The sequence below is a fragment of the Chloroflexota bacterium genome, assembly GCA_013152435.1.
Classification (GTDB): Bacteria; Chloroflexota; Anaerolineae; order DUEN01; family DUEN01; genus DUEN01.
Genome location: JAADGJ010000070.1, coordinates 1 through 12,680, shown reverse-complemented (window position 1 = coordinate 12,680; position 12,680 = coordinate 1). Strand labels below are relative to the sequence as shown.

The following is a 12,680-nucleotide window of genomic DNA, read 5'->3' as shown; positions in this document are numbered from 1 at the left end:
ATCGCCCCTGCCCCTCACCAACACCGAGGAGGGAAGCCACCTGTTTTCGCCTGCCTCACAAAAAAGCGCCAGCCCGAGGCTGGCGCCTGGGTGTTCGGGTTCACGCGGGCTACGGGGCGGGAACGGTGGCCGTCACCGTCTCCGTGCCGAAGGGGGCGCTGGGCAATTGCATGAGCATGCCCATGCGCATGCGGGCCAACACCACCAGTTGCGGATCCTTGTCCGCTGCCAGATCGGCCGCCTTTTGGAACTCCTGGATCGCCTCGTAATTCTTCCCCAGGACCTCGTACGCGCTGGCGAGCACGAAATGCGCCCGCGCCGAATCCGGCTCCAGCTCGATGGCCTTCTTCGCATCGGCCTCCGCCTTCTCCCCCTCCCTGACCTGGGAGTATATCTGCCCGCGCGCCAGGAGGAATTCCACCTCGGAGTCGGCGAGCTGTCGCGCCCTCGCGAAGGCCTCCTCTGCGCCGGCCTGGTTCCCCTGCTCTTCACGCACCACGCCGAGCCACGTCCAGAGCATGAGATCGTCGGGCGTGTATTCCAGCGCCTGTAGGAACTGCTGCTCGGCTTCCGCCCATTGCCCGTCCATGACCATGCGCTCCGCGGCGAGCTGCAGCTCATGCGCCTTTTCCACCCGGGGATCCGTCGGGAACAGGCGGGTCAGGATCAGATAGGCGGCCGCTCCCAGGATCACCACGACGCTTACGGTGATCGCGATCCGCCGGATGCGCGCCCGGGTGCGCTCCAGCACGTATTGGTCCAGCCACCACCACCAGTGGGACTCGTCGGGGCGCACTTCCTCGCGTCGCTTGGCCAGCCCCAGCTTCACCTTGCGGACGATGATGCCCGCCTTGCTTCGGACCATTCCCTCGACGCTCTCCAGGCGTGTGCGCTCGGGGCGTAGGTCCATGCCGTCCGCTTCCAGGTCCTCTATGAGGGTCACAATCCGGTCGAGCCACTCCAGCAGCTCGAATACCTCGTCGGTGCTGGCGCTGCTCACGTTCGCCACACGACGCTCCACGCGATCCAACAGCTCGCGCAGCTCATCCGCGGGGGTCAGTTTGCCGGTCTCAATTACCTGTACCATGGATCACGCCACCTCCGCGATGGGATACGGTGACTTCGGCGAGAACCGGTCTGGCGCTCGTGAAAAGGGCGGTCTCCTGCGTCCCCGGCGGCGGACCCGCCCGGATGGGATCGAGTTCAATTCTCCTGCAGCCCCTCTCGGTGCATCTCTGTCCACACCCGGCCGATGCCCGACTTGATCTGGGATTCGATCCGGGATCTGCGCTCACGCGGGATAGGGAACCAGGTGATCAGGTCGCCGACGAGCAGGTTGGCCGTCTCCTGCTTGCTCTTTCCCGCCCGGTAGAGGGAGCGCACGCGAGACCGCATGTGACGGATGTATTCCGACATGCGCTCGGTGGCCTCCCGGCCGCATACCGGGCCGTGGCCCGGCACGATGTATTCGGCGTTCAGGCGGCGGATATACGTCAGCCCCTCCAGCCATTCCTTGGAGTTGGCCTGCCCCATGTAGGGGTGCTGATCGACCCACACGGCATCGCCCACGAAGGCCACCTTCTCGGCCGGAAGCCAGACGATCGAGGTGGCAGGGGTGTGGCCTCCCACCCAGATGATCCGGATCTCTCGCCCGCCCAGGAAGAGGTACATCCGCTTGCTGAAGGTCAGCGTCGGCTTGATGATCTGCAGGTCGAGAAACTGCGCCTGGATCTCCGGCTCTCGTCGGAAGGAGTCGTACACCCGCTGCTTGAAGTTCTCCGTGTAGCCGTTCATGTGCTTCCACGCGATGTCGTGCGCGATCACCGGCGCCGGCTGGAACCATTGGTTGCCCAGGATGTGGCCGCGGTGGTGGTCGGTGTTGATCACGTACAGGATGGGCTTCCCGCCGCTCAGGCGCTCGATCGTCTCCCGCAGGGCTCGGGCCTCGGCCGGGATCTGCGGCGTGTCCACGACCACCGCTCCCTCATCCGTCAGGATGAAGCCAGGATTCGATCCTCGGAAATCGGTTTCCGCAAACACCCCGGGGGCCAGTTCTTGCATATCTCCCTCCAACCCTCAAACGAGTTCGCCGGCTCCTTTATTTGAAATGGGGGATCAATTGATCGCGTAACGCTGCCGTGGCGGCCTCCAGCGCCTCGTCCAGCCGCCCGGCGTCCCCCCCGCCCCCCTGGGCCCAGTCCGGCCGTCCGCCGCCGCGTCCGCCGCACACCTCGCACGCGGCGTTGAGCACGGCCCGCATGTCCGCCGATACGTCCTGGCTGCGGGCGAAGATGAGCTGCGGGCGATCGCCGCCCCAGGCCAGCAGCGCGACCGTCCGGGGGTGATCGCGAAGGACCTGAGCCACGCCGCGCACCCAGGCGGGTGGGCGATCTCGGTACACCCGGGCGACGACACGGACCTCGCCCATCGCAGGGGCGGCCTGTCGCAGCGCCCGGGCCTCGTAATCGGCCAGGATCCCCTCCGCCTCTCGCAGCGCCCGGCGGGCCTCCCGTCCCTCCTCCTCCAGCCGATCGATGGCCTCCTCGATCTCGCCTTCAGCGCAGGTGAACCGGCTGACCAGGTGATGGACCAGGGCGTGTTTGCGGGCGTAGTCCGCCAGCGCCCGCAGGCCGCACAGGAAGGTCACGCGGGTCTCCTCGCCACGCCGTTCGATCTTGATGATCTTGATGGGGCCCACCTCTCCTGTGGCTCGCACGTGGGTGCCGCCGCAGGCAGACCAGTCAAATCCCTCGATCTCGACGATGCGTACGTCCTTTTCGACCTTGGGCGGCCGCCGCAGTGGAAGCGTGGCCAGCTCTTCCGGCGAGACCAGGGAGACCCGTACCGGTCGGTTCTCCAGGACGATGCGGTTGGCCTCTCTCTCGACGGCGTCGAGGGTGGCCGCGTCCAGATCGATCCGATTCAGGTCGATGGTGGAGGCCTCTATCCCCAGATGGAACCCCACCGTGGCCGCGTCGGCGACCTGGATGAACGCCTGGGAGAGGATGTGCTGTCCGGTGTGCTGCTGCATGTGGTCCCATCGACGCGCCCAGTCGATCAGGCCATGCACGTGGTCCGCCGATAGATCGGCCTCCAGCACATGCCACACGCGGCCGTCCACCGTCTGCACGTCCACGACGGCCACATCGTTGAGGGTGCCCCGGTCGGCCGGCTGGCCGCCTCCCTCCGGGTAGAAGGCGGTGCGGTCCAGCACCACCGCCGGGGCATCCCCGATGCGTCCGCGATCGATGACCGAGGCCTCGAACTCCGTCAGGTACGCGTCGTGATAGTACAATCGCTCCGTCACGTCCTGTGACCTGTCCCCCATGCGTTATGCTTTCGTCCACTCGGTGTGGAAGACGCCCGGCTGATCCACGCGCTCGTAGGTGTGGGCACCGAAGTAGTCGCGTTGCGCCTGGATCAGGTTGGCGGGCAGGCGGGCGCTGCGATAGCCGTCGAAGTAGGCCAGCGACGCGCTGGTGGCGGGCGTCGGGATGGCCAGATTGACGGCTGTGGTGACCACCTGTCGCCATTGGGCCTCCCGGGCGACGAGATCGTCCCGGAACTTGGGGGCCACCAACAGGTTGGCGAGGTCGGGATCGGCGTCGAAGGCCGCCCGCATGTCGTCCAGGAAGTCGGCCCGGATGATGCAGCCCGCCCGCCAGATGGCGGCGATCTCGCTCAGGTTCAGGTTGTAGTCGTATTCCTGGGAGGCCGTCCGCAACAGCGCCATCCCCTGCGCGTAGGAGCATACCTGGGAAGCGTAAAGGGCGGCCCGCAGCGCCTGGATCAGGGATTCGCGATCGCCCTGATAGTCCCGCTGCGGCTGAGGGATGAGCTGTGCTGCCGCCACGCGCTCATCCTTGTACGCGGAGAGGATGCGGGCCTCCACCGCCGCGTCGATGGTGGGCGTCGCGACGCCCAGGTCGAGGGCGTTCTGCGAGGTCCACTTGCCGGTGCCCTTCTGGCCCGCCTTGTCCAGGATCACGTCCACCATCGGTTGTCCCGTCTCCTCGTCGACCCGGGCCAGGATGTCGGCCGTGATCTCGATCAGGAAGGAGGAGAGCTCGCCCCGGTTCCACTCGGCGAAGATGGGGGCCATCTCGGCGGGGGACATCCCCAACGCCGTGCGCATGATGTCGTAGGTCTCGGCGATGAGCTGCATGTTGCCGTACTCGATGCCGTTGTGGACCATTTTGACGTAATGGCCTGCTCCCCCGGGGCCGATGTAGGTGACGCAGGGCGCGCCGTCCTTGGCTTTGGCGGCGATGGCGGTGAAGATCGGTTCCACCAGCTCATACGCCTCGCGATCGCCGCCGGGCATGATGCTGGGGCCCAGGAGGGCGCCCTCTTCGCCCCCGGAGACGCCCGCGCCGAGGTAGCGGATGCCGTCCTGGGCCAGCTCTCGGGCGCGGCGCTCCGTGTCCAAGAAGAAGGAGTTGCCGCCGTCGATGATCACGTCGCCCGGCTCCAGGAGCGGTTTGAGTTGTTCGATGACCAGGTCCACGGGCCGGCCGGCCTGCACCATGATCATGATCTTGCGCGGCCGCTGGAGCGCCTCGACCAGCTCCTCCAGGGTGCGCGCCAGGTACAGGCGCTTGCCCGGGTGGGCCGCCACGAAGGCTTCCGCTTTCGACGTCGTCCGATTGTATACCGCCACGGCGAAGCCGTTTCTCTCCATGTTCAAGACGAGGTTCTGGCCCATGACGGCCAGGCCGATCAAGCCGATGTCATACTTTGCCATCTGATCCTCCGAAAGAGATTGCTTTTGGAAACGCCGCTTCTGCGCTCGCCCCGGTCTTGAGGCGGGGACGAGAAGCGTGCGTATGTTTCTGATGTCCCGAGGGGACAACAGGGAACTTGTTGAGAAATGCACGCAGATTGTAACACACGCAGGGGAAAGCTACAATGACTTGCGCCGGGGTAACCGTTCACCATTAGGGTGAGGGAATCTGGTGCCTCATCTCTCCTGGCATCTTGATCCCAAACGATTGCCCCTTCGATGCGAATTGACTTTCCCTTGGGGCCGTGTATACTGCTTTGTGCATTCCCATGGGGCCATCCTGGTGTGCTCGGCTTCTTCCCCCTGTGTCCCTCTCAAACAGACATCGCTATCCGCCGGGCGGCCTGGCTGAACGGGCATTCCACAAGCACCTCGTAAAGACAGGCGGGGATTGCCTTCCCATCCCTGATGGATGCTCTGCGGGGGCTCGTTTCATCGTTCCAGTATCATATCGGGTCTCCGGCTCGTTTGAATGATAAGGGGTTGCTATTTTGGGGAAGCCCCCTGGAAGCTCGCCGGCTTTGGGATCCTCCCGGCCGGTTCGCCTTTCGGTCGATCCTTTTTTGAACGTCGCTTCCGGTATCCTTTCTCCTGATCTTTGCATGTTTCGCCTCGCTGATTTGCCCCAAGCGCTCTCTCGGGGAGAGACGGATAGCTCCCCCTTGGAATGGGCTCGCGTGCCTTTGTCCCGCTATCCTTTCGAAGTGGAGGTCGATCCATGTCTCGTCTGCGCTTGCTGGTCTTCCTGATTTTGCTCGCCCTCTTGCTCGTCCCTGTTGGTGGCCAGATGGCTCGCGCGCAGGATGCCGTCCCCGTTGTGGAGGAGCCGGGCGTCCTGGACGAAGGAGCGTCGGCCGGGCTTTTCGACGCCGCAACGGCCGTCTCGGCCGTGTCGTCCGCTTTCTCCGGCGGCCCCTCCTACGATAGCGGCTGGGTGCCGCTCTTCCCGGGGAGCGGACGTACCCTGTTCCATAACCTGGGCGGTGATGTCGATGACTACGTGGTGGTGATGGACTACAAGGCCGACGATATCAACGGCATCAATCAGCGCTACTACGGCGGTGTGGACTTCGGCACCAAGCCTGCGCCGGGCGCCAGCGCGAACGATCGGGTGGGCGCTTACTGGCGCAGCCTGACCAATGCCACCATCGTCGTCTATCGCCGGCCGGAGGATCGTTACGCGGATTGGGTGCGCATCCGCATCTGGGTCGATCCCAATCCAAGCTATGACAGCGGCTGGATCGGCCTGACGCCCGGCGCCTCGGCTACTACCCTCAACCACGGGGTGGGGGGGAATACGGACGATTATGTGGTGGACATGCAGTACCGAAGTAGCGGCAGCGGGGTGAATCAGCGCTACTACGGGGGTATGGACTTCGGCTCCAAGGCCTTCAAAGGCACCCGCAACAATGATCGGGTGGGGGTGTATTGGCGGAGCCTGACCGATTCCACCATCACGCTCTTCCGCCGGGCGGAGGATAACTACGCAAGCCAGGTGCGCGTTCGCATCTGGAAGCGGCCCCGGCCCACTTACGATAGCGGCTGGGTGGGCCTGAACCGGAATCAGGCGAAAACCTTGATTCACAGCATCGGCGGCGATCCGAACGATTACGTGGTGGACATGCAGTATCGCAGCGGTGGGAACGGGGTGAACCAGCGCTACTACGGCGGTGCGGACTTCGGCACCAGCCCCGCGCCGGGCGCCAGCGCGAACGATCGGGTAGGCGCCTACTGGCGCAGCCTGACCTACGCCACGATCACTGTCTATCGCCGATCGGAGGATCTCTACGCTTCCGAGGTGCGCGTTCGCATCTGGCGTTACTGGAGGCCTCGAACGCCGGACTACGACAGCGGCTGGATAGGCCTCTCGGCGGGATCCTCGGCGAGGACGCTGATCCATAACCTGGGCGGCGATGCGGATACGTACCTGGTGGACGCGTGGTATAGGGCCAGCGACAGCAATGGGATCAATCTGCGCTACTACGGCGGCGCTGATTTCGGGACCAAGCCGGCCCCCGGCCACAGCGCGGAGGACCGGGTGGGCGCCTACTGGCGCAGCCTGACCGATTCCACCATCACGCTCTTCCGTCGGGCGGAGGACAGTTACGCCAGGTGGATGCGCGTTCGCATCTGGAAGATGCCCAAGCCGGACTATGACAGCGGCTGGGTGAGCCTCAGCCAGGGGCAGGCCAAAACCCTCTCCCATAGCCTGGGGGGGAGCACCAACGATTATCTGGTGGACATGCAGTATCGGAACGGGAGCAGCGGGGTGAACCAGCGCTACTACGGCGGTGCGGACTTCGGCACCAAGCCTGCGCCGGGGACCAGCGCGAACGACCGGGTGGGCGCCTACTGGCGCACGCTGACCACCTCCTCCGTCACCGTCTATCGCCGGCCGGATGATGTTTACGCTTCGGAGGTGCGCGTTCGCATCTGGCGTATCGCCAGGCCGGACTATGACAGCGGCTGGGTGATCCTGAACCAGAATCAGGCCAGAGCCCTGGCGCATGGTTTGGGGGGAAGCGTCGGCACGTACTTCCTCACCATGTGGCAGGGGGATATCGGCTTCAACGGCGTGAATCAGCGCCACCTCGGTGGTGCGGATTTCGGGACATCCCCGCCCAGTGGATATGGCGAGAATAATCGCGTGGGGGCGTATTGGCGTACCCTGACGGACTCTTCCGTCACCATCTATCGCCGTCCCGAGGATGGGCTCGCCGATAGGGTGCGGGTGCGGATCTGGGACTATGGCAAGCGGGTCTATATGCCCTCGGTGATGAAGTAGAGGTTCGTTTGGATTCCCTTCGGTTCGGCCGGTTGGGTGGCGGAGGGCAACGCCCTCCGCTATCCAATTCTGGGCGGGGTAAGGAACCTGTTCGGAGGCGGATCGAGGCGGTCGTATCCTCCCACAGCGGGCCGAGCTCCCATGCTCCGCCTGCGGCGGCGTGGGAGCTGTCGTTACCCACCTTCACCATCCTGGCTCGGTCGGATTTTCCAATAGGCGCTCCCAACATGTCCTCGGAGGACGTATCTGAGAGATCCCGTTGTCCCTGTCACGAGGAGGCCCGGAGGAGCGAAGCCCCTCCACACCTCCCCCTGTGGGGCATGCCGCTGAGAGGGGCCCTCTGACATCCGGCCTGTGGGGTTTCGGATATACTCTGAGGGCGCACTAGATGTGGGGGTGTGTTGTGTGTGAATGCCCGTATATAGTGGTGTGAGAAGGGGTAGAGCCAGGGTTCCCAGAATCGGGGAGGTCTTTGTGATGCAGCGGTTGAATGTTTCATATATCCTGACGTGGGTGTTCGTGATCGCGCTCGTACTCGTCTCCCTGCCGGCCCCGGGAGTTCCCACGGCCTCGGCTGCGGAGATGCCGCGGCGAGCCGTCGCCCGTGATGCTGCGGGGACGATGCCCGTCGTGATCAATGAGGTGATGCCCAAGCGGGCGAAAGGTGGATCCGCCTGGGTCGAGCTACTTGTGGGGCAGTCCGTGGAGCGCGTCTATCTGCCTGCGGTGCGAAGGACGGGCAGCGCGGGCCAGCAGGCGAATCTGACGCCGTCGCGGGACGCCTCCGCTGCGGCCGGGGTGAACCTGGCCGGCTGGCAGGTCAGCAACGAGACAGGGCGGGTGTACACCCTGCCCGACCGGCTCTCCTCGGTGCCCAACGGCGTGTTCGTGCTCATCTATTTCGATGGCAAGGGGCCGGCCGGGGATGATTACGATGCCTCGGATGGCACGATCATCCTGCACACCCCGGCGGGGCTGGGGGATGTCTTCCCGGATCGGGCCGGTCAGGTGGCCCTCTATCGGTCCGGACGGCGGACCGCTCAGACCATCGTGGACTTTGTGGCCTGGGGTGGCTTCGATGCGGAGGCCGGGGCGAACGCTGTGGCCGCGGGCGTCTGGCCCAGCGGCCATGCCGTGAGCTTTGAGGACGGGTTCGGCGACATCAGCGAGGCGGACATCCTGGAGCCCAACGAGTCCATCGGCCGCTATCCCAACGCGCGGGGCCGTGGCGCATCGGCCTGGGCCAACTACCCGAAGGAACAACTTTCTCCGGGGCGCGCCAATCCGGTGCAGCCCGTGCTCTTCATCACCCCGGAGGATGGCGCCAAAGTGGACGCGGCCACCCTCTCGCTGAGCTGGCGGCCGGCCGCCGGGGCCACCCGCTATCGCTTCCAGCTGGACGATGATGCCGGTTTCACCAGCCCGTTGATCGACGCGACGACCTCGCATACGTACTTCAAGCCGGACCCGGCCCCGGACGCCGGCGTCTACTACTGGCGCATCAATCCGATTCGAGGGGATAGCGCCAGCGGGTGGACCCGTGGCTTCCAGATCGAGGTGGTGACGTTCAGCGGCGTTGCCGCCGCGGCGGCTGGGGAGAAGGTGCTGGGGATCGCCCGGGTTCGTCAGAACAAGGACAGCTATCTGCTGGGCCTGGATGGCGCCCCGGAGGGGGACCCCACGACCAACACGCCGGAGAACGCCTGGGATTCCCCGGCGCCTTGCACGGAGCCTCCGTGTGCGGACACCACCAAATATACCCATGGCAGCATGTACTGCGTGCGGGCCTCCGTGCGGATGATGGCCAGCTGGTACAACGGCGGCAACATGCTGAGCATGGATCGCATCAGCTACCACGTGCTGGAGGAGTGGTCGGGCAACACCCGGCCCGGCGCCAACGACGGCATCCCGGACAACGATCTGGGTTATGCCCGGGGTATGTACTACCCGGACGAGGAGGACCAGGCCATCTCCTGGGCGCTGAACACGACCATCAATACCCCCGGGGGAAAGCCCACCTTCGCCCAGATCAGGGGCTGGATCGACGCCAACCGGCCTATCATGTTCCGTCGGCCCGGCCACATGATGGTGATCAACGGCTATCGGGAGACGGCGGATGGCGACCAGTACATCCATGTGCTGGACCCGGACCAGCCGCCGGACTTCGAGCGCTGGCAGGACTACGATAGCCAGACCATTGAGGGATACTGGGTGGGGCCCGCCAGCGGCACCGGGCGCGTGGACGAGAGCAGCGTCTGGACCGACAGCGATGGCGACGGCATCATGGACTTCGATGAGGTGATTCGCTTCCAGCTGGATCCGCATGATGTCGATACCGACGGCGACTGGGTGCTGGACAAGAAGGATATGCGGGAATACGTCTTCGATGCCGCGGGCAATTACAGCAAGCGCGCCAGCGATCTGGACGGCGATGGCCTGCGCAAGGAGCGGGACCCGGACAACGACAACGACGGCTCCCCGGACGGCTGCGAGGACACGGACTTCGATGGCATCTACGACTCCGGCTCCGGCGAGACGAACAACTTCAGCAATGCCAGCACCCAGGCGTGCGTCCCTCGGTTCAACATCCTGTACCCTTTGAAGACCTCTCCGACCAACGCGGGAGACCCATCCGCCCCGGATAAGATCCTGGTCCAGGTGAGCACGGCGGTGCCGGCCGGGTGGCCTCTCTCCCTGACGGCTGGCGACTTCGACGTCTCCATCGGTGGGGATGCCGCCAGCGTCATCTCCGTGTACCCCTCGGCGGACACTTACTTCCTGGTCGTGGCGCCGCCCACCAAGGGGACCGCGGCTTACCACGATCTGCGGGTAAGGTTGTCCGGCGTCGGCACTGACAGCGAGAGCAACGCAGTCTACTACCTGGCCAAGGCGCGCAACGACGAGGTGATCGTCCTGGATCGCTCGGGCAGCATGTCCAGCGATGGGAAGATGGAGGCCGCCCAGAATGCGGCCAGCGCCTTCGTAGACTTCCTGAACGATGGCGATGCCGTGGGCGTGGTCAGCTTCGCCTCCAGCGCCAGCACCGACTATGCGCTGACCACCATCGCCGGGGTGGCGGAGCGGGCTGCAGCCATCGCGGCCATCAACGGGCTGACATCCGGGGGGACCACGGCCCTGGGCCAGGGTGTTCAGCAGGGGCACGGCCTTCTCACCGGGGACGGGGACCCGAATCATGACTGGTCCCTGGTGCTGCTCAGCGATGGGTGGGAGAACGCGCCTCCTTACTGGGCCGACGTGGAGGCCGGCATCACGGATGCGGTGATCCACACGGTGGCCTTGGGCGACGGCGCGGACAAGGCGCTGCTCCAAAGCATCGCCGGGGCCAAGCATGGCCAGTATTTCTACGTGGACGTCAACCCGCCCGGAGCCAGCGGCGCTTCCGCCTCCTCACCGTCCGGTGGGCCGCCGTTGGCCATTCCCGACACGCTGCCCAACCGCCTGGCCGATACTTACATCGCTGTGGGCGAGCTGACCCATGGCCTGCAGCGCCTGGCGGAGCGGACCGGATCGGCTCGGGAACAGCAGACGATCGAATTCAAGGTGGTGGTGAACAAGGGGATGCCGGAGGCCATCTTCACCCTGAACTGGGATCACCTCGGCGGCTATCTGGAGCTGCTGCTGGAGGATCCCGGTGGTAAGTCGGCGAGTCCATCCGCTCAGTATCGGGACGACACCCATCACCAGGTGCGGGTGAGAGACCCCAAGCCGGGCCTGTGGACGGTGCGTATCCGCATCCTCAAGCCCACGCCCGAGTATCACTTCATGCTCTCCGGCAAGACGATGACCACGCTGATCGCCGCGGTGGGCGGCGACCCGGAGCGGCGCGCCGTGGGCGTGCCCGTGCCCATCTACGGCATTCTGACGGATCACAAGCCCATCGGCGAGTCCCTGGCGGACGTCTACGCCCTCGTCTCTGGACCCGGGTTGGCCTCAGAGCAGCCCCAGGCGGCGGGATCGACCGGCGTGACGTTCCTGCGGCTTTATGACGACGGCAGGCATGGAGACGGCAAGGCGGGCGATGGCTTCTACGCGAATGTGCTGACCGGGATCACTCAGCCCGGCGGATACACGGTGAAGTTGGTGGCCGTGGGCACGAACAACCGGGAGGAGAGCTTCCTGCGGTACGCCAGCGTGGGCTTCAACGTGCGTCCCCGGGCGGCCTACCTTTGGAATGACGACCTGGACACGGCGTTGGACTATCAGGGCCTGCTGCAGGAGAACGGTTGGGTGGTAGACCTGGTGGAGCTGAAGGATGTGCCCCGGTTCGACTTCTCCCCATACTCGCTGATCGTGGTGGGGCCGGAGACGGGGTATCACTACGACTTCGACGACCCGGACGCGGTCGGGGCCCTGGCCCAATGGAACACGTCCATTCTGGGCCTGGGTGAGGGAGGCGCCGCCCTCTTCGCCGAGCTCGATCTGTTCATCGGCTACGGCCAGACCTGGTTCTCCTCCAACAACAACGTCTACGCCGTGGCGCCGGGGACGGTCTTCTGGAACGAGCCCTGGAACATCGACGCGTCGCCAAAGAACCCTCTGGTTCAGCTCTACCCCAGGCGCCTTCGGGAGCTGGGCGTCTACATCCCCGAGCCGTTCAAGCTGGTGACCCCGATCGCCCGGGAGGAGAGGAATGAGACACACTATCCGGTGGTGCTGGAGGTTCGCAGCGGGCGCAAGTATGTGCTGTGGGGATACAACGCGGGCCCAGACGCCATGACCAAAGATGGCCGCAAGCTGTTGGTGAACTTGAGCCACTACCTGCGCCAGTGAGGGGAGCGTCTGCCTGTGTAGGGGGCGATTCACGAATCGCCCCATTGGTATCAAGTTAAGCGATATGGAAGCGTGGCCCCGCATCTCTGGGGTGGCTCGGAGGGGCGTCAGCCCCTCCGAAGGGCTCTGTTTTCAGCCCCTCACCTGCCCCTTGGGGCCGGAGGCCACCGGCCAAGGCCCCAACCAGGCAGGGAAAAGGCGAGAAAAAGAGTTTTTCTGCAGAGGGGCTTCCCCTCCGCACCTCCCCTTTCAGGTGCGACCGCCCGTGGAGGGAAAAAGCGACAGGCGGGGGCCTCGCCCATGCTGTTCCGTTGATGCGAA

General features: G+C 65.2%; 6 protein-coding genes. 2 read left to right on the top strand and 4 right to left on the bottom strand.

All coding sequences use genetic code 11. From position 1 onward, the window contains the following. Positions 1-109 precede the first annotated feature (109 nt). From GXP39_09910 to gndA, 4 genes are all read right to left on the bottom strand, one after another. On the bottom strand, positions 110-1,087 hold the full coding sequence (locus GXP39_09910) for a tetratricopeptide repeat protein (protein NOZ28350.1): 978 nt from the start codon (positions 1,085-1,087) through the stop codon (positions 110-112). Between the two features lie 116 nt (positions 1,088-1,203). Next, complete coding sequence (locus tag GXP39_09905; protein NOZ28349.1) at positions 1,204-2,061, bottom strand: MBL fold metallo-hydrolase; 858 nt, start codon at positions 2,059-2,061, stop codon at positions 1,204-1,206. 37 nt (positions 2,062-2,098) lie between these two features. After that, complete coding sequence (locus tag GXP39_09900) at positions 2,099-3,307, bottom strand: alanyl-tRNA editing protein (GenBank protein ID NOZ28348.1); 1,209 nt, start codon at positions 3,305-3,307, stop codon at positions 2,099-2,101. A gap of 24 nt (positions 3,308-3,331) precedes the next feature. Continuing rightward, a complete protein-coding gene (gndA, locus tag GXP39_09895; protein ID NOZ28347.1) occupies positions 3,332-4,744 on the bottom strand; it encodes an NADP-dependent phosphogluconate dehydrogenase in 1,413 nt (470 codons plus the stop codon). A 757-nt stretch (positions 4,745-5,501) separates the two neighbouring features. Here gndA and GXP39_09890 point away from each other — a divergent pair. Both GXP39_09890 and GXP39_09885 read left to right on the top strand, forming a co-directional pair. After that, complete coding sequence (locus GXP39_09890) at positions 5,502-7,568, top strand: hypothetical protein (protein NOZ28346.1); 2,067 nt, start codon at positions 5,502-5,504, stop codon at positions 7,566-7,568. Between the two features lie 477 nt (positions 7,569-8,045). Then, the gene (locus tag GXP39_09885) at positions 8,046-12,359 is read left to right on the top strand and encodes a VWA domain-containing protein (GenBank protein ID NOZ28345.1); all 4,314 of its coding nucleotides are present in this window, start codon (positions 8,046-8,048) and stop codon (positions 12,357-12,359) included. Positions 12,360-12,680 lie beyond the last annotated feature (321 nt).